Annotated in this window: 17 protein-coding genes; 12 read left to right on the top strand and 5 right to left on the bottom strand. The window is 39.0% G+C overall.

Features of this window, described 5'->3' with window-relative positions; genetic code table 11:
* The first annotated feature begins 7 nt into the window (after positions 1 to 7).
* The 9 genes from tgt to I6751_RS08650 all read left to right on the top strand — a co-directional run bounded on the left by tgt (position 8) and on the right by I6751_RS08650 (position 7,275).
* Positions 8 to 1,123, top strand: coding sequence for a tRNA guanosine(34) transglycosylase Tgt (gene tgt, locus I6751_RS08610; RefSeq protein ID WP_196591072.1), 1,116 nt, complete (start codon positions 8 to 10; stop codon positions 1,121 to 1,123).
* A gap of 83 nt (positions 1,124 to 1,206) precedes the next feature.
* Positions 1,207 to 1,500: a preprotein translocase subunit YajC gene (gene yajC, locus I6751_RS08615; protein WP_182186386.1), complete on the top strand. Its 294-nt coding sequence runs from the start codon at positions 1,207 to 1,209 to the stop codon at positions 1,498 to 1,500.
* Positions 1,478 to 2,053 (top strand): 5-formyltetrahydrofolate cyclo-ligase, encoded by a 576-nt coding sequence (locus I6751_RS08620; protein WP_182186385.1) that lies wholly within the window; start codon positions 1,478 to 1,480, stop codon positions 2,051 to 2,053. The genes yajC and I6751_RS08620 overlap by 23 nt, the downstream gene beginning before the upstream one ends.
* A gap of 40 nt (positions 2,054 to 2,093) precedes the next feature.
* Positions 2,094 to 2,804 carry a PP2C family protein-serine/threonine phosphatase gene (locus I6751_RS08625; RefSeq protein WP_182186384.1) on the top strand — a complete coding sequence of 237 codons (711 nt, stop codon included), beginning with the start codon at positions 2,094 to 2,096 and terminating at the stop codon, positions 2,802 to 2,804.
* A 12-nt stretch (positions 2,805 to 2,816) separates the two neighbouring features.
* A complete protein-coding gene (locus tag I6751_RS08630; protein WP_182186383.1) occupies positions 2,817 to 3,161 on the top strand; it encodes a hypothetical protein in 345 nt (114 codons plus the stop codon).
* Between the two features lie 117 nt (positions 3,162 to 3,278).
* The gene (gene secD, locus I6751_RS08635) at positions 3,279 to 4,511 is read left to right on the top strand and encodes a protein translocase subunit SecD (RefSeq protein WP_196591073.1); all 1,233 of its coding nucleotides are present in this window, start codon (positions 3,279 to 3,281) and stop codon (positions 4,509 to 4,511) included.
* Complete coding sequence (gene secF, locus I6751_RS08640; protein WP_196591078.1) at positions 4,511 to 5,434, top strand: protein translocase subunit SecF; 924 nt, start codon at positions 4,511 to 4,513, stop codon at positions 5,432 to 5,434. The genes secD and secF overlap by 1 nt, the downstream gene beginning before the upstream one ends.
* Before the next feature lie 87 nt (positions 5,435 to 5,521).
* A complete protein-coding gene (locus I6751_RS08645; RefSeq protein ID WP_196599073.1) occupies positions 5,522 to 6,373 on the top strand; it encodes a pyridoxamine kinase in 852 nt (283 codons plus the stop codon).
* Positions 6,374 to 6,603: 230 nt separating this feature from the next.
* A complete protein-coding gene (locus I6751_RS08650; RefSeq protein ID WP_231037940.1) occupies positions 6,604 to 7,275 on the top strand; it encodes a TerC family protein in 672 nt (223 codons plus the stop codon).
* Positions 7,276 to 7,448: 173 nt separating this feature from the next.
* On the opposite strand, the gene I6751_RS08655 is transcribed toward I6751_RS08650, so the two are convergent.
* Genes I6751_RS08655 through msrB form a run of 3 tightly spaced genes read right to left on the bottom strand, consistent with a single transcriptional unit; the run spans position 7,449 to position 9,987 of the window.
* The gene (locus tag I6751_RS08655) at positions 7,449 to 8,039 is read right to left on the bottom strand and encodes a hypothetical protein (protein ID WP_196591610.1); all 591 of its coding nucleotides are present in this window, start codon (positions 8,037 to 8,039) and stop codon (positions 7,449 to 7,451) included.
* 19 nt (positions 8,040 to 8,058) lie between these two features.
* Positions 8,059 to 8,976 (bottom strand): sirohydrochlorin cobaltochelatase, encoded by a 918-nt coding sequence (locus I6751_RS08660; RefSeq protein ID WP_196591611.1) that lies wholly within the window; start codon positions 8,974 to 8,976, stop codon positions 8,059 to 8,061.
* Between the two features lie 39 nt (positions 8,977 to 9,015).
* Complete coding sequence (gene msrB / locus I6751_RS08665) at positions 9,016 to 9,987, bottom strand: peptide-methionine (R)-S-oxide reductase MsrB (protein ID WP_196591612.1); 972 nt, start codon at positions 9,985 to 9,987, stop codon at positions 9,016 to 9,018.
* 604 nt (positions 9,988 to 10,591) lie between these two features.
* Here msrB and eno point away from each other — a divergent pair.
* The gene (gene eno / locus I6751_RS08670) at positions 10,592 to 11,896 is read left to right on the top strand and encodes a phosphopyruvate hydratase (protein ID WP_182186376.1); all 1,305 of its coding nucleotides are present in this window, start codon (positions 10,592 to 10,594) and stop codon (positions 11,894 to 11,896) included.
* A 480-nt stretch (positions 11,897 to 12,376) separates the two neighbouring features.
* On the opposite strand, the gene I6751_RS08675 is transcribed toward eno, so the two are convergent.
* Positions 12,377 to 13,768, bottom strand: a complete 1,392-nt coding sequence (locus I6751_RS08675) for an amino acid permease (protein ID WP_196591613.1) — start codon at positions 13,766 to 13,768, stop codon at positions 12,377 to 12,379.
* 287 nt (positions 13,769 to 14,055) lie between these two features.
* On the opposite strand from I6751_RS08675, the gene I6751_RS08680 reads away from it, so the two are divergent.
* Both I6751_RS08680 and I6751_RS08685 read left to right on the top strand, forming a co-directional pair.
* Positions 14,056 to 14,706, top strand: a complete 651-nt coding sequence (locus tag I6751_RS08680; protein WP_196591614.1) for a YigZ family protein — start codon at positions 14,056 to 14,058, stop codon at positions 14,704 to 14,706.
* Positions 14,707 to 14,783: 77 nt separating this feature from the next.
* Entirely contained in the window at positions 14,784 to 16,502 is a 1,719-nt protein-coding gene (locus I6751_RS08685) for a methyl-accepting chemotaxis protein (RefSeq protein ID WP_196591615.1), read from the top strand.
* An 11-nt stretch (positions 16,503 to 16,513) separates the two neighbouring features.
* On the opposite strand, the gene I6751_RS08690 is transcribed toward I6751_RS08685, so the two are convergent.
* The gene (locus tag I6751_RS08690) at positions 16,514 to 17,752 is read right to left on the bottom strand and encodes an HD domain-containing protein (RefSeq protein ID WP_196591655.1); all 1,239 of its coding nucleotides are present in this window, start codon (positions 17,750 to 17,752) and stop codon (positions 16,514 to 16,516) included.
* Positions 17,753 to 17,995: the final 243 nt, after the last annotated feature.

Below are 17,995 nucleotides of genomic sequence, written 5' to 3' on the forward strand. Positions count from 1 at the left end.
AAAATTAATGCCAGCTATTACATATGAGTTAATAAAACAATGTTCTGAAACCGGAGCACGAGCGGGGATCATTCATACACCGCACGGCAGTTTTGAAACGCCGATTTTTATGCCTGTGGGGACACAAGCATCAGTAAAAGCTATGTCACCGGAGGAATTAAAGCAGATAGGCGCCGGGATAATTTTGAGTAATACATATCATTTATTTTTACGGCCCGGTTCCGGATTGATTCGTGAGGCGGGCGGTCTGCACAAATTCATGAACTGGGATAGAGGTATTTTGACCGATAGCGGTGGATTTCAGGTGTTTAGTCTGGGAGCTTTGCGCAAAATATCGGAAGAAGGAGTTGCTTTTCGTTCTCATATTGATGGTTCACAAAAGTTCTTATCACCGGAAATAGCCACAAAAATTCAAATGGAACTGGGATCTGACATTGTCATGGCGTTTGATGAATGTATTCCTTATCCGGCAGATTATGATTATGCGAAAAAATCAACAGAAAGAACATTACGCTGGGCGCAGCGCTGTAAAAATACACTTACAAGTTCTGGTCAGGGATTGTTTGGTATTGTGCAGGGGGGAATGTATAAAGAACTACGCAAAGACTGCGCTGAAAGATTGGTCGCGATGGATTTGCCAGGCTACGCTATCGGCGGATTAAGCGTGGGTGAGCCGAAAGAAATGATGTATGACGTGCTTGATTATACTACCGGTTACCTGCCGCAAAATAAACCGCGTTATTTAATGGGGGTTGGGACTCCGGATTGTTTGGCAGAAGGTGTAAAACGCGGTATCGATATGTTTGACTGTGTTTTTCCGACACGTGTGGCTCGTAATGGAACAGCAATGACATGGCAGGGACGGATGATCATAAAAAATGCTGAATTTGAACATGATTTTTCTCCAATTGATGAAAACTGCGGCTGCTATGCCTGCCGTAATTATTCGCGGGCTTATATCAGACATTTAGTACGGGTAAACGAGATTTTCGGTCTGCGGTTGCTGACAATCCATAATCTATATTTTCTCATTGATTTTATGCGGAAAATGCGCCGGGCAATTATTGAAGATCGCTTTGTTGAATTTCATAATAAATTTGCTGCACAATATAAAATAAAGTAGAGGAGTAATTTTATATTATGTCGAAATGTATAATAAGTTATGCTTTTATTAATCATGATTTTATTTAAGGAGTGTTTTTATTAATGGATATGGAGCAATTGCAAGCTTTTGCTTTTCCGGTATTACTAGTTGTGATTTTTTATTTTCTTTTGTATCGCCCACAGAAAAAACAACAAAAGAAACGCCAGGCAATGATTGAATCAATTAAAGTGGGGAGCAGGGTAATTACTGTCGGCGGTGTGTATGGCGAAGTGACTTCGCTCAATGAGGATCGGGCACGTTTAAAAATAGCAGATAATGTGGAAATTGAAGTATCACGTGCCGCCATTGGCAGTAATATAAGCAAGCAAAAAAATGATGCGGAAAATGCAAAGTAAAAAGAACTTACGCAAAGCATCGCTGCTATTTAGGCGCAGTCTCACATCGCAGCAGCTGTCCCAATATAGTGCTGACATATGCAGACAAGTGTTGTCATTACCAGTCTATCAGCAGTCTGAGTGTGTTATGGCATTCGCGTCGATGCCGGATGAAGTTCAAACACAGGATATTTTACAAGATGTTCTGCGGCGGGGGAAAATTTTATGCCTGCCTTATATAGAAGATTTGACTAATGGTATCATGCGGGCTGCTGTAGTGCAGGATTTGGCAAAGCTTACAGCGGGTAAGTCAAATATTTTGACTGTTGCGGCAGATGAAAGGCACTTTGTTGATCCAAGTGATATTGATCTGATAATTGTGCCGGGAGTTGCTTTTTCTTCTTCTAAACAGAGATTGGGGATGGGGGGCGGTTTTTATGACCGCTTTTTGCCTAAAGCAGCCGGAGCTGTTAAAGCCGGAGTATTTTTTGCCGGACAGGAAGCAGCGGTATTACCTGTGGAACCACATGACATACTGTTAGATATGGTCATTACGGAGAAAAAAATTTTTTAATAAATTATTTTATTAAGAACGATGGGGAAGTCTGTCTGTTATGGAAATAAAAGTGGCTATGGCTAAAACTACTCGTTATGCAATGGAATTCAGCGGTGATACCAGTGATGTGGCAGAACGGCCGCAAGGCGGTTTATCGCTTATACTGGCCGATGGACAGGGACATGGACTATCGGCACATCATACTAGCGGGTTAGTGGTAAACCGGGCAGTTTCGTTGATTGGTGATGGAACTCGTGACGGTGCAGTTGCACGTGCTGTGCATGATTATTTATACGCAGTCAAGGATAAAAAGGTTTCCTGTACGCTTACTGTTATCAGTGCTGATCTCGATACACAGACCATGGTTATAAGCCGTAATTCCAATTGTCCCGTTATTATTAAAACTGATGATTATGTTTGCGTATATGACGACAATGTAAATCCGATTGGTGTGCATCACCATACTAAGCCGCTTATCTATGAATTGCCGATAACACCGGGGATGGTAATTGTATCTTATACAGACGGAATACAGTCAGCCGGCAGAAAAACAATTGGTAAAACGGCTGATTTTGATAAAATAATGGACATTGTAAAGGAAAATTCGGCTGAAGACGTTGATTTTATTGTTAACAGCATTATGGAATATGCATTGCAGCTTGATGAAAATAAAGCCGGTGATGATATGACAGTTGTGGCTATGAGCGTATGTGAAAAGGATAATCCACCGGTGCGGGTCAGCCGGGTAAATGTAGTATTTCCATTTTAACGGAGAGACAGCATGAAAATTATGGTCGTTGGCGTTTGTGCATCGGGTAAATCCACATTGGTTGGGAAATTACAGGAAAAAGGCTATGACGCCTGTAATATAGCCCAGGAACATTCCTGTGTAAAAAGGCTTTGGCTGAAAAGAAAACCGGATTTGCTCATAGTGCTTGATGCCACGTTGATGACAGTACAGAAACGCCGCCGTGAACGGTGGACGCAAGAACATATAGATATACAACATGACAGATTATCTGATGCCCGTAGTCATGCCGACTTGTATCTGCTGACGGATAAGCTGACACCAATTGAGGTACTATCAATTGTAGTTGATTTTATTGAATCACGACAATGTGATTGAAATATGGAAAAATTGACATTATGTATTTGATATGGCTATAATAAAAACAGATTGTATCAAAATGATTATGATTATTTTTTATTTTGGGGATAAAGAATTTATTTTGGAGGGATATTGTTGAAGCGGGAAAGTTTTGTAAAGCTCGCTGTCGTAGTCATATGCGTTGTGGTCGCATTTATTGCATTTATTAAGCCATTAGCATATTCGATACGGCAAGGTCTCGACTTACAGGGTGGGACACATGTAGTTTTGGAAGGGGTAGATACTCCACAAGCAAAAGTTAATGATGATGCGATGAATCGTGTTGTTAAGATAATGGAAAATCGTGTTAATGCTATGGGACTGACTGAGCCAGTCATCCAGCGTGAAGGACAAAACCGCATTATTGTCGAACTGCCCGGTGTAAAAGATCCGGATAAAGCTATTGATGTACTTGGCAAAACGGCAATGCTTGAATTTAAAGATGAAGACGGTAACGTCGGACTTACCGGGACCGATTTGAAGGATGCCCGCGAAGAAACCGACCAACAGGGACAAAATCTCGTTTCATTGGAATTCAGTGATGAAGGAGCTAAAAAGTTTGCTGATCTGACAGCTGAAAATGTTGGCAGAACTATTGCAATTGTTCTTGATGGCAATGTTTTAACGGCACCTAATGTTAAAGAACCAATTACTGGTGGCAAGGCGGTCATAACCGGTAACCGTTCTATTGAAGAAGCACACAATCTGGCATTGCTGTTGCGCTCCGGGGCGCTGCCGGTAAAAGTACAGGTTGTAGAAACACGTACGGTAGGACCGACACTGGGACAAGATTCAAAGGACAAAAGTGAATTTGCCTTTGCCATTGGTGTGGGCGCAGTAATTTTGTTTATGCTGGTATTTTATCGAGTGTCTGGATTTGTTGCTGACATAAGCTTGATGGCGTATGTGCTGATTTTGTTGTTCCTTTTGAAAATGCTGGATGCAACGCTCACTCTGCCGGGGATAGCAGGGATTATATTATCGGTAGGGATGGCTGTTGATGCCAATGTTCTTATCTTTGAGCATTTTAAAGAGGAAATGCGATTCGGAAAAACGATTCGCGCTTCAATGAATGCCGGGTTTAAACGTGCTTTTGTGACTATATTGGATTCACATTTGACGACAATAATAGCATCTGTTGTGTTGTTTTTCTTTGGAACCGGACCTATAAAGGGGTTTGCCATCACTTTAGGGTTAGGTGCAGTATTGAGCTTGTTTACGGCGACAACAATGACACAATATCAGATGAAATGGCTTATCGGTGCTGATATAGTACATAATCATCGCCTTTTTGGCGCATCTTTGTTTTCAGAAAAGGCGGTGAAATGATGAATAGATTTGATATAGTTGGTCATCGCAAGATATGGTATACTTTTTCATCGTTGATAATAATAGCCGGGCTTATCTGCATGTTTACCAAGGGGTTTAATCTGGGAATTGATTTTACCGGTGGTACATTAATCAATCTGGAGTTTGAAAATACTGTTGATATAAATGATATCCGGTCAGCAATGAATGACTATGGGCTGGGAAACAGTCAGATACAGATGTCGGGTAATGCCAGTAGTGATACAAAAGCACAGAACGTAATGATAAGGACAAAAGATTTATCGCAGACAGAGCGTCAGGAAGTCATGACTGACTTACAAAACAAATTAGGCGATTATAAAGTATTGCGTGAAGAAAAAGTTGGTGCAACCATCGGGAAAGATCTTATAATGAATGCCGTTTGGGCGACGTTGATATCATGGCTGTTGATAATTGCTTATATTTCCTATCGGTTTGAATTCAAATTTGGGTTGGCGGCAGTATTGGCATTAGTGCATGATACGTTGGTAGTGCTCAGTGTATTTTCTCTGACGCAAAAAGAAATAGATTCTTCTTTCATTGCGGCTATTTTAACTATAGTAGGCTATTCGGTAACAGATACCATAGTTATATTTGATCGTATTCGCGAAAATCTGAAATTACATTTTAAACGCGGTGGCGATATTGAAGAATTGGCCAACCGCAGTATTTATCAGACTTTGACACGGTCTATTTACACGGTGACGACGGTATTGGTGACAGCCGTTGCATTATATGTGTTTGGCGGAGACACAACGAAAGATTTTGCGTTTGCATTGATAGTCGGATTTGCCTTTGGTTCGTATTCTTCTATTTTTACGGCTACACCGCTCTGGGTAACTTTTCGTGAATATGGGGAAAAACGCAGGGCAAAAAGAAAAATTGTGGCTAATCCGGTAAAATAACTAACAAACTAAAAACTCCGCAGCTATTTTTCAGCGGAGTTTTTAGTTTATAATAAATATTATTACATAGGTTGGATGGAAGCGGACATGAAACAAAAAAGAATAGCACTTATTAATGATATAACGGGATTTGGACGCTGTTCGACGACAATCGAACGGCCATTGATGGCAGCCCTTAAAGTCCAGGTTTGTCCGCTGCCAACGGCGATTCTATCATCACATACCGGCTTTGACGGTTACTATATGGATGATTATTCTGATAGGATGCAGTCTTATATAGATAATTGGAGTAAGCTGCAGTTGGAATTTGATGGCATACTGACAGGATTTCTCAGCTCTGAGCAGCAGATACATATTGTAAATGACTTTATTAAGACTTTTAAGCGGAACGGAACAACTGCCGCTGATAAGACACTATTGATAGTTGATCCTGTCATGGGGGATGATGGACAATTATATGCATCATATACACCGCAATTATGCAGGCGCATGAAGGTGCTTCTGCCCGCTGCTGATGTGTTGACTCCTAATTTGACAGAAGCTTGTAATCTCATTGACAGGCCTTATCCGGTTGACGGATGGATAAGTGATACAGATCTTTGCCAAATCAGTGAAAAGCTGGCAGATTTTAATAAAGTACCTTCTAAGATGACCGTTATCATAACAGGAATTGAACGCGGTGTGAATATTGGTAATTATATTTATCAAAATGGACAGGGCAGGCTTTTACAAGTGCCTAAAACAGGGGCTGCTCATTCAGGTACAGGTGATGCTTTTGTGGCAATTGTAGCAGCTTCTATGGTAAAAGGTGAAACTGCTACGATTGCTGTGAATAAGGCTGCTGAGTTCGTGCGCAAAAGTTTGATTTATACTGAAAAAATCGGCATCCCAGGAAAAGAAGGCATTTGTTTTGAGGAATATCTGACGGAATTAAGATAAATATATTATAGTGCTTGTCAAATAATTTATTTCATGCTATATTTATAAGAAATTGAATAATGCTATTTGATAAGGGGAGTAGCTGAACGGCCGATAATCGTCAATACGAGTTATAACCTCCGGTGCGGCCGGCAGATAATGTAAGCAAGACCTTGTTTTACGGAAATATTCTGTAAGACAGGGTCTTTTTGTATATTATATAAAAATTTGAAGGAAATGAGGCGATTAATTTGGCAGGAATTTTTTCATTAGATTGGTTTGTTGCTTTAGGTGGCATACTGATATTGGATTTAATATTAAGTGGAGATAACGCTATTTTGATAGCATTGGCCTGTAAAAATTTGAATGCTGCGGATCGGTTTAAGGCAATGTTGATCGGCTGTGCCGGAGCAATAATCATACGTGTAGTATTTACCGTATTTGCCACAGAATTATTGACGGTGCCTTATTTGCAGTTTATCGGCGGTATAGCATTATTTTATATAGCGTTGAAATTATTGCTTGATGATAAAGCACAGCATGGTAAGCAGGCTTCAACAACATTTTTGGGTGCTGTAAAGACGATTATGGTTGCTGATTTTGTTATGAGTCTCGATAATGTATTATCAATGGCCGGTGTTGCTAATACTGTACCTGATGAAAAATGGAGTCTCATTTTGTGCGGACTGCTGATAAGCATGCCTATAATAATCGGCGGAGCGCAGTTGCTGCTGCTTATTATGAAAAGGTTTCCTGCCATTATCTATTTGGGAAGTGGAATTTTGGCATTTACAGCAGCTAAGATGATGTTGATGGATAAAGCATTGGGAATATATCTGCTGCTGATTGGCGGCTGGCTGGAAGTGATATTTGTTGCAGTTGTTGCAGTTTTGGGAATTGTGAAGATGAAAAAGCGGATTTAACGTAAAAACTGTCATATATAGTGCGTAATCTAAATAAATATACAAAGTTCCATTTTCGGTACTGTATTATGTGTGAGTAAAGATTCCCGATGTTATGGCTGCAGGATAGCTGTTAAATCATTGTAAGGTATAATGGTATGACTGCGTTAACCAGTATCCAGATTATTGACATATTATTTTCTCTTTAGAATAACTTTTTTGAAGAAATGATTGTTTATCTCCATGATTTCACGTGTTTCACGTCCATAAAAATTGACTCGTCCGGCCGCTAATGGTTTACTGAGACGGTCGGGTTTTTTTATTTCCCGCCAGATGTAAGCACGTTCATCAGTCTGGCCTTTATTGTCATAATAAATGATATCCTTGTGATGCGGTTTTTCTGTTCCCTTGCACGGAGTGAAATTTTTATCGATTTGTTCAATAAAAATTTTACAGATATCTGTCGGCATATCCAAGGTACCTTCTCTGTCGGTTGATTCACCGTTATAAGCAGCTATGAAAATGGCTTTGCCGAAAATAATTTGTTTTTCATCAGGTGCGGGAAAACAGCGATTGGGTTTCATACCGAGTACGGCACTAAAATCATTGACGAGGATAAACAAAGAAATATCATTTTGTATTTTAAAAAACTCTAAGGCTCCATAGTTACCCTCTAAAACATCACGAATAGCTTCTTCATGAGTCAGTCCTTCTGTGGGCAATAACAGTATTTCAGGTTTTTTTTCAGGTTCAAGCAATATGGCATGCATTGTATGTTGTTTCATTAATATCTCCTCATAAGGGTTAATTTACCAACAGTTGGTATGTTTCTCTGGTGCGATCAAGGAAAAATCGGCAAATCGTTTCATTTTCCCCTAGTCCATGTAAATAAGTGCTGATACGGAAATTTTGTCGTTGTAATAATGACTTATGGGAAGTCATGTTGTCGCCAGTCATATCATTATAAACATGTTCGCCTGCGACAATCATAAAAGGAAGTAATAAAAGGCGCTTATAATTATTAATTTTCAGCATAGGGATAATTGAGCTGAGATCAGGATAACCCTCAGCGGTATAAACAAAAACAGGCGGTTGCTGCTGGGAACAATTTAATCTGGCCTGTATTGCAGTGTAGTAGGCATTAGCGGGATGCTTAGTACCATGTGCGAAAACCAGCAATGCATCAAAATTGTCTTTTTTAATTGGCAGTTCATGTAAAAATGTGGCAAAAACATCATTAATGTCATCCCGGTGGTTTTTTTGTCCTTGCCAATATAACAAAGGAGTGGACATAGTCATTTTTTTGAAGTGATTTTTATATAGTTCAAACACTTTTTGTTTATAAGCATACTCTATACCGGGAATGATATCCAATGCCACTATCGCAATGCGTGTATAACCGTCTGCAGCCAATTTATCCAGTGCCTGTTCCGGTGTGTTGTATTTAAGGTTTTCATTTTCTTTAATGCGCCGGATGACGATATGCGAAGTAAAGGCACTGACTATTTTTAACAAAGGATAAGCCGCTTGTATTTTGTTGGTAATATTTTCGATAGCGTTCTGCCGGGCCTGTTTTTGTGTAGTACCAAAACTTATCACTAAAATAGCGTCTTTATCGTTCAGGTGCTGTAAGTTTGCTGTTTGATGGCATAACGCACCTATTGAGACCGTAGAATTTTTAGCAGGGCAGGATTTACTGGCAGCAGAATGATTATTAAACAAGATTTTCCTCCTGATCAATGAAATTATATAGCAATAAAATCAGATGATTGCTGATATTAAAGCACCATAACCTTCTTCGGTCATTTTTTCCAAAGGAATAAAACGTAAGGCAGCACTGTTTATGCAGTAGCGTAGTCCGCCGGATTCTCGCGGTCCGTCGGGAAAGACATGACCCAAATGATTTTCGCTGTGCCGGCTGTGCACTTCAATACGTTCCATAGAATGTGAAGAATCATGCCGTGTTTCGACGGCAGCTTTACTTATTGGTTTAGTAAAACTTGGCCAGCCGGTACCGGAATCAAATTTATCATTAGAACTGAATAGTGGTTCACCGGTCACGATATCAACATAAATGCCCTTGGCATGATTGTTCCAATATTTATTCAAAAAGGGCGGTTCAGTACCGCATTGCCGCGTAACACAATATTGTTCAGTTGTTAAAGCGCTGTCGAGTGAAAGATTGGCAGCATGTTCGTTATGATTTTGTTTTGTCATTGGATCTTGGTTCAGTATTGTTAAATCGATATGACAATAGCCGCCGGGATGTTTTTCCAGATATTTCTGATGGTATTTTTCGGCGGGATAGTAACACTTGAGTGGCAAAACTTCAGTTACCAGCGGTTTTTGGTATTTTTGCTGTTCAATGGTGATCTGTCGGTCAATTATCTGTCGGTCAATTGAAACTGTATAGTAGATTCCGCTGCGGTATTGGTTGCCAGAATCATTGCCTTGTCGTTCAAAGGAAGTAGGATCGATAACTTTGAAAAAATGGCTTAATAAATTATTAAGGCTGATAAGTGATGGATTGTATTTAACTTGTACCGTTTCCGCATAACCGGTGGTATTGGAACAAACTTGTTCATATGTTGGATTGGCGGTATTTCCATTGGCATAACCGACAGTAGTGTATGTTATACCATATAGTTTATCTATATAAGCCTGTAATCCCCAAAAACATCCACCGGCAAGATATATTTCAGAATATGATGTTTCATTAATCGGATTGTCCATTATGGTATCAACTCCCTTGCAGATAATTACTTTGATACTATTATGGCATAGATTAGAATTAATTTCAGTAAAATATGATAGTTATTGTGAATTGTTCTGAAAAAAATTCATTTATTATTTAAATTGTACTATGTAAAAACTAGGACAGATAAAGCTTTTCATTGCCCATGAGGTGGGTGATGAGACATTTATAGGCAGTTTTTTATATCAGTAGACAACTGATTTCTTCACAGTCATGCAGTGGCGTATAAAAAAGGTTTTAAATTATATTTTTCTTTGCCCTGAGTAATAGTATCTATAATTTGATCGAGATTTAAATCGGTAAAATACTCAGGCGGTACAGCTGTTTGTGCTGTTTTGTCAGATGTTTTTTTGTAAACAGAATACTATGGAAAAGCATAGTGAGTTTCCTTTCAGATTAAATATTGCTAAAGTTATATTAAATTTTTCAAAATTATTGATAATGCTTATCAGCTATGCTATAGTATTTATAGATAAATAGTAATGATAATTTTGTTAAAACATCATTCAAGAGACACTGCGGTATTGAAGCAAACGTTTCTTGGTATATTTTAAAATATTTTGCAGAGGAGTTGTATTGTCAATGATTTTGGAAAAATTTAAGATTGAAAAAGTAATCGGTCGGGAAATTATAGATTCACGCGGTAATCCAACAGTTGAGGCAGAAGTGTACTTGAAGGATGGCAGTGTTGGACGGGCAGCATCTCCTAGTGGGGCATCCACCGGTGAATTTGAAGCATTGGAAATGCGTGATGATGATAAAAGACGTTTTCTTGGTAAGGGTGTTATCAAAGCTGTAAATAATGTTAACACTATAATAAATGATGCTGTACATGGATTGGATTCATCGGATGTTTATGCAGTGGATCAGGCTATGCTGAAAGCTGATGGTACGAAAGATAAATCTAAACTTGGTGCCAATGCAATTCTGGCTGTTTCCATTGCCAGTGCCAAGGCGGCCGCGGCATCATTGCAAATTCCTCTGTTTCGTTTTTTGGGCGGCATTAACGGTAATAGATTGCCCGTACCGATGATGAATATACTAAATGGTGGAGCTCATGCGACCAATAATGTAGATATTCAGGAGTTCATGATTATGCCGGTGGGAGCACCTTCATTTAAAGAAGGATTGCGCTGGTGCACAGAAGTATTTCATACATTGCAAAAAATATTGAAAAATCGGGGACTTGCCACTTCTGTTGGTGATGAAGGAGGCTTTGCACCTGATTTATCAAGTGATGAAGAAGTGCTTGATACTATTTTGGAAGCTGTTAATACGGCAGGATATAAACCTAAAAAAGATTTTATGCTAGCGATAGATCCGGCGGCCAGTGAATGGAAGGGCAGTAAGAAGGGTGAATATTTGCTGCCGAAATCGGGTAAAAAATTTACCGATGATGAATTGATTGATTATTGGGTGCGGTTATGTGAAAAATATCCGATCGTATCGCTGGAAGACGGACTGGATGAAGAAGATTGGGAAGGTTGGCATAAGCTCACAGAAAAGCTGGGTAAAAAGGTTCAGCTGGTAGGCGATGATTTATTTGTTACCAATACGCAGCGCCTGGCGAAGGGAATTCACGCCGGCTGCGCTAATTCTATTTTAATAAAATTGAACCAAATAGGTACACTTTCAGAAACATTGGAAGCTATCAGAATGGCCCATAAAGCAGGCTATACAACTGTTACATCGCACCGGTCCGGTGAAACTGAAGATACGACAATTGCGGATTTGGCCGTTGCTCTTAACACTTGTCAAATAAAAACAGGCGCACCGAGTCGTACTGAACGTGTAGCTAAATATAATCAGCTGCTCAGAATTGAGGCAGCTTTGGGTGAAAATGCTGTTTATCCGGGAATGGGGGCATTTAATCAATGTCATTTTTGATTAAATGACATGATAATAAAAAACTTTGGTGATAAGTAGTGTGTACCCCATCAGGGGGACAATCAAAAAACAGTGGGAATTCTTTGCAGTTCATCCGTAAGGATGAACTGTTTTTTTGCGGCTTTGTGCTGACTAGGGTACTTGCAGGGTATTAAGTGACGTTGTAAACGTTCAAAGTTGTAGCAGTGAATATAGCCGCGGATCGCATACAATCAGTTTATGGTAACTGATAATTTTATGACGGCCATTTCTTTATTGCGATAACCAGACATCCATTCTCGAAGCGTTTTAGTCCGGCACATTGATAATGATTTTCCATCAATGATATTCCTACAGACCGTTATTTCAATTTCAGGTCAATTTTACTCTTATGTGGCATAAAAACACCTCCAGACAGGACAATGTATTTTTTTACTGTCCTATCTGGAGGTAGAATATCAAAGCTTTTGTCACCAGAGTATTTTATTATAGTTAAAAATTTTAATGAAATGTCTGTTTTGCAGTATTATTATTTATGGAGGAATTTTTTTTGCTGTGGCGGAGCTTATGCCATATCATAGGGATTATCATCATTGGCAGTCCGGTATATAAAGCGGAGCGCAGATCACTGGTAAACAGCATAACAATCAGGCATAATACCTGTATCCAGATGCCAAATAAAGTAAGATAAGGGAAAAATGGGGTTTTATATTTTAAAGTATGGACAAGGTTGGCTTTTTTTAAACGGCAGCGGAAGTTATACTGGCTCCAGCAAATGGAAATCCAGGCCATTGCACCGGTAAAACCGGAAACGGCCAACAGATAAGTGTATGCTAATGAACTGGTATCATAGGTGTATAGCAAAATAATCAACCAACAGCCAATAATGGAAACAAAAATAGAATTCTGCGGCATGCCATGGTGATTGAGTCGTCCCAGCCACTTGGGAGCCATATTGAGTTTCGCTAATGCTTGAAGAGCTCGGCCGCTTCCGTAAAGACCGGAATTTGAACAGGAAATTGCAGCTGTCAGTACGACGAAAGCGAAAAAAGAAGCCAATTGATTAAGTCCATATTCCCGTAGAGCAGCGGCGAAAGGACTTTCTGTAAGCCCTGCATGATTCCAAGGAAGAATTGAAATTAAAAGTGAAACCGGAATGATGTATAAAGCGATTATACGCCAGCTGACATTGCGAACAGCAATAGGTATGCTTTTTTCTGGTTCTTTACATTCACCGGCAGCTAAACCGATTATTTCTGAACCTTGAAAATTTACCAGGATGATTACCATTGTGATGAGAATGGACCAATAACCGTTAGGGGCGAATCCGCCATTATCTAAAAGAATCGATGTGCCGATATAATGTCCGCCGATGATGCCCAGGCAGATAGCTAAAGCTGTGCAGCTGAATATCACTAGCGCAATAATTTTTATCAGGGCAAGCCAAAATTCACTTTCACCGAATTTTCCTACGCTGAAAATATTTATTGACGTTATTAACAGACCGAAAATTATGGCCCAGCTTACTTGACCAATCTGTGGAATAAAGTTATGCATTATTATCCCGGCAGCAATCATTTCTGAAGGTACATAGGCAATCCAATTGAGCCAGTAAGCCCAGCCAACACCGCAGGCCCATGTGGGTGAAATATAATCATTGGCATAGTTTACAAAAGAACCGGATATTGGTTTAGCAACAGCCAATTCGGCTAAACAAAGCATTACACAAAAAACGATAAGTCCGCCGAGCAGATAGGCTAAAATAGAGGCGGGTCCGGCTTTTTCCAATATATAACCGGTACCAAGGAAATAGCCGCTGCCGATAATGCCGCCTAATGAAATTAACTGCAAATGTCTGTTTTTCAGCGAGCGATGCATAGTAGGTTCATTCATTAATATTAACACAACCTTTTTTTACTGATTACATTAAGGTTATTAATATAATCAGCGTACTTTATTTAGTACAATTGAGATAATACTACAAAAAATTAATTATTACTATAAAAAATACAAAAAAAAACGAAAATATTGTGGCGACATATATTAGCTATAAATGGACGAGTTTAAAATAGATGACGGTGAAATTAATATGGTAAATTTAATGGATATAATATTGTGTAATGTATGGTATACTAAATTAGTTGTTATTAATTAATGAATAATTAAATTAAGGTATATATATGATAAGGACAAATAAATTACGAGCATATAAAACAATAGCACATAGTGCTGTTTGTGAGCACGATGTCAATAAATCGCGTTTTATAGCGAATATAAGCAGAACAGATTCAGAAATTTCAGCTGTAGAGTATACGGAGAGCATCAAAAGAAAATATCGGGACGCACGGCATAATTGCAGTGCTTATATTATTGGTGCAGACGGCAGGCAACAAAAATTTGATGATGACGGTGAACCGTCGGGAACAGCGGGCCATCCGATGCTGGAAGTATTGCAAAAACAAAATATTTTTGATGTTACAGTGGTAGTAACGCGTTATTTTGGCGGTATAAAATTAGGCGCCGGCGGATTAATCAGGGCGTATAGCCATGCGGTGTCGCTTGTACTGTCTCAAGCGATTATTGTAAAGAGGATTCCATTTGAAAAAATAGTTATATCTTTCGGTTATGAATTTGTTGGAAATATAGAAAATTATTCAGATAAAAATAAAATTATTATTGTTAATAAGGAATATGCAGATAAAGTGAAATATACGGCTTTGTTCGATACAATTGAAAGTGAAAAAAATTTGGCGGCTTTGATGGATATTACGGCTGGTCAATGTAAAATTAATAGACAATGTCAGGTATATTGTGATATACCTATATTATGAGAGTATTTATCTACAATAAACTATTTAATTTAAAGATATAAATTATTTTAACTTTATATGTAAGGGGAATTTTACTGATGCACTTATTAGCTGATTTGAAAATTAAAACGAAATTGGGATTTTTAGTTTTTTCAACGGTGATATTTATAATTATAGTAGGATATATGGGGCATTACGCCAGTACCAGTCTTTCTGATAAGCTGGATAATATGTATAATGACCGGTTGCAGCCTATTCAGTGGCTGGATTCGGCTCGGGCTGAAAGCCGCAATAATGAAGCACTCACGTATTATATATTTTTGAGTAAAGATTCAACTGAACAGCAGCAATCGCTTGCTGACCTTAATGAACACAAAAAAAATTATATGGATTTCTTGGCTAAATATCAAAAATTAGATCTTGATGCTGCAGAAAAAGATGCTGTAAATAAAATTGAAACAGAAACCCGGATTTACCGTGAAGTATGGCAGAAATCCCTGACAATGGCGATGGCCGGCAACCAGGATAATGCTATGTTGTACTTTAAGCAAAATGCTGCACCGCATTTGACAATAATAAATAAAACATTAGATGATTTAGCCGCTTATGATACTGAAATGGCACAACAGGAAAATGCGCAGGGGAAAAAAATTACATTATTCAATAATTGGGCAAGCATAGTAGTTACTCTGTTAGCCATAATTTTATCAGGAGGACTGGGTTTTTTAATATCACGCTATATTGCAATTCCGTTGAATGGATTAGTAAAAGAAGTAGAAGAATTAACCAAGGGTAATTTTACGGAAAGAAATCAAATTTCGAATTACCATAATGATGAAATAGGGCAGCTGGGCAGGTCTTTAATGATGATGAAAACTGGTTTGCGCGAGCTTATCAGTAAAATTCATACCTCGGCAAATCAATTGGCTGCGTCGGCGGAAGAATTATCGGCTAGTGCCGAACAATCCGCACAGGCATCAGATCAGGTTGCAGGATCAGTTACACAGGTAGCTGATGGGGCAGAAAAACAGCTGAATTTGACTGATAAGGCCAATAGTATCGTAAAGCAGATTTCCATAGCGATTGCGAAGGTTGCCGATAATGCCGAAACCTTATCACAATCAGCCAACCAAACAGCAACAGCGGCTGACAAGGGGGAAGCTTCAGTAAAACATGCAGTAAATCAAATGAGTATTATTGAAGGGAAAACCAATGACACAGCAAAAGTTATCAGTGCATTAGAAGAAAAATCAAAACAAATAGGGCAGATCGTTGATGTTATATCAGATATTGCCAGACAGACTAATCTATTGGCTTTAAATGCCGCTATTGAAGCGGCGGGAGCAGGGGAAGCGGGAAAAGGATTTTCTGTTGTTGCTGAGGAAGTAAGAAAACTTGCCGAACAGTCTCAAGAAGCCGCTAAACGCATTACAGAACTAATTGGTGAAGTACAGTCAAATACTGATAGTGCTGTTGTTTATATGGATGACAGTAAAAAAGAAGTTGATAATGGGACAGGAATTGTGTCAGACAGCGGTGAAAAATTTGAACAGATTCTTCATAAGGTAAATGATATGACAGCACAAATTAAGGGCATATCTTCGGCTATAGAAAAAGTGACGGCACACGCACGAAATGTTGTCGATGCAGTAGATTCCATTGATAAGGAAAGCAAAAAGGCCTCTGCTGAAACACAGAATATTTCAGCGGCTACTGAAGAACAATCAGCGACTGTAGGAGAGATAGCTTCAGCTAGCGGTAATCTGGCGAAGCTGGCTGAAAAACTACAGTCTGCTGTTCAGAAATTTAAAGTTTGATGACAAGTAATTCAGTGTTGATTATATTGCTGCAGATAAGTGTTTAAAATGTTAACACGTTGTTGGTGCAGCCATTGGCCAATTTGTCTGCCCCGCAGATTTGCGGGGCATTTTTTTATATCAATTTCATGAAATAATTTTAAAATCAGTTTGCTGTCTTCAAGATAACATGGCAGACTTTTATTGTCCGCATGTATTATTATGGAAAAATTATCAATGCCAAGTGGATTTTTTTCAGCCGATAAAAGTAAGTCGGCTATTTTACCCGGTTTAGTAAGATGTGCGGCACGCATGTGCTCACTGATAACAAAAGAAGCACTGTTATACCAACGTTTTGGCAGAATTATCCGCTTGTTCCATTTTTGCAAAACAAGCAGGCCGGATTTTTCGTGTCCGTAATGATGTGGAAGCATTGATTGTGGTGTAAGTCCCTTGCCTAAATCGTGGGCTAAGGCGGCAAAACGGGCAGCAATATCAGTCGTTTGCAATGCTGTTTTGTCTAAAATCAACATAGTATGTTCAAAACTATCACCTTCGGGATGATAGATAACAGGCTGGGTTTGACCAATCAAGGCGGCAATCTCGGGAAAAGTGACTGTCAGTAAATTTGCTTTTTGTAAATAACGAAAGAATGTGGAGGGTTTATTGGCGGCCAGTGCCCGGGATAGTTCATTGATAATACGTTCACTGGGTTCATAAAGTAGTTCGGCAGCGCAGTCTTGCATTTGCTGTAAAGTGAGTTCGTCGATTATATAATTGAATTCAGCAGCTTGACGCGCTGCCCGCAACGCTCTCACGGGGTCTTCTTGAAAGTGGCTGGATACGGCACGGATGATTTTGTTTTTTATGTCATAAACGCCGTTGAAGGGATCAATAAGAGTCCTTTCCGGCAATTTTAAAGCGATGCTGTTTATACGGGTATCACGGCGCAGTAAATCATCTTCAATGGTTAAATCAGCATCATAATTTACAGTAAATCCCTTATAGCCGTGACCTTGTTTTTTTTCTTTGCGGGCAAAAGCAATTTCACAAAGTTTATTGTCAATGTTCATTAAATAGACGGGAAATGCATTGCCGACTTTTTGGGCCTGAGGGAAAAGCCGGCAAAACAAAATTTCGGTCATTTTGCATATTACATAATCCTTGTCTTTTGGAATATTATGGGCTATCATATCTCTTACCCAGCCACCGACAATATATACTTCGCCATTGTTATCATTAATTTTTTTTATAAAAGTGGTTTCAGTCAAGGCAGGTTCCTCCAAAAGATTATTTTGATACAGCAATGGGGCTGTATACACGTAAACATCTGCATTCATAAATAAGTATGCCGTTTCTTTTTCCACACTTCAAAGAGCGGGAGACTACATAGCGTAACGGATTGCATTTTTATGAGGTCAGTGCTGTTTATGTGACAGCCCCATTGAATGGGATAAATTAACATTGTATGTAAAGATAACGATTGGTATTACATTTGTTGTTCAAAGATGTTG

The organism is Pectinatus frisingensis (assembly GCF_015732285.1).
Taxonomy (GTDB): Bacteria; Bacillota; Negativicutes; order Selenomonadales; family Selenomonadaceae; genus Pectinatus; species Pectinatus frisingensis.

Coding starts and splice junctions, on each gene's coding strand:
- msrB (WP_196591612.1), bottom strand. CDS start 9,987: ATGGACAATCCGATTAATGAAACATCATATTCTGAAATATATCTTGCC.
- I6751_RS08675 (WP_196591613.1), bottom strand. CDS start 13,768: ATGAATGAACCTACTATGCATCGCTCGCTGAAAAACAGACATTTGCAG.
- yajC (WP_182186386.1), top strand. CDS start 1,207: ATGGATATGGAGCAATTGCAAGCTTTTGCTTTTCCGGTATTACTAGTT.
- I6751_RS08620 (WP_182186385.1), top strand. CDS start 1,478: ATGATGCGGAAAATGCAAAGTAAAAAGAACTTACGCAAAGCATCGCTG.
- I6751_RS08645 (WP_196599073.1), top strand. CDS start 5,522: ATGAAACAAAAAAGAATAGCACTTATTAATGATATAACGGGATTTGGA.
- eno (WP_182186376.1), top strand. CDS start 10,592: ATGATTTTGGAAAAATTTAAGATTGAAAAAGTAATCGGTCGGGAAATT.
- I6751_RS08625 (WP_182186384.1), top strand. CDS start 2,094: ATGGAAATAAAAGTGGCTATGGCTAAAACTACTCGTTATGCAATGGAA.
- I6751_RS08630 (WP_182186383.1), top strand. CDS start 2,817: ATGAAAATTATGGTCGTTGGCGTTTGTGCATCGGGTAAATCCACATTG.
- I6751_RS08685 (WP_196591615.1), top strand. CDS start 14,784: ATGCACTTATTAGCTGATTTGAAAATTAAAACGAAATTGGGATTTTTA.
- tgt (WP_196591072.1), top strand. CDS start 8: ATGCCAGCTATTACATATGAGTTAATAAAACAATGTTCTGAAACCGGA.
- secF (WP_196591078.1), top strand. CDS start 4,511: ATGAATAGATTTGATATAGTTGGTCATCGCAAGATATGGTATACTTTT.
- I6751_RS08680 (WP_196591614.1), top strand. CDS start 14,056: ATGATAAGGACAAATAAATTACGAGCATATAAAACAATAGCACATAGT.
- I6751_RS08655 (WP_196591610.1), bottom strand. CDS start 8,039: ATGAAACAACATACAATGCATGCCATATTGCTTGAACCTGAAAAAAAA.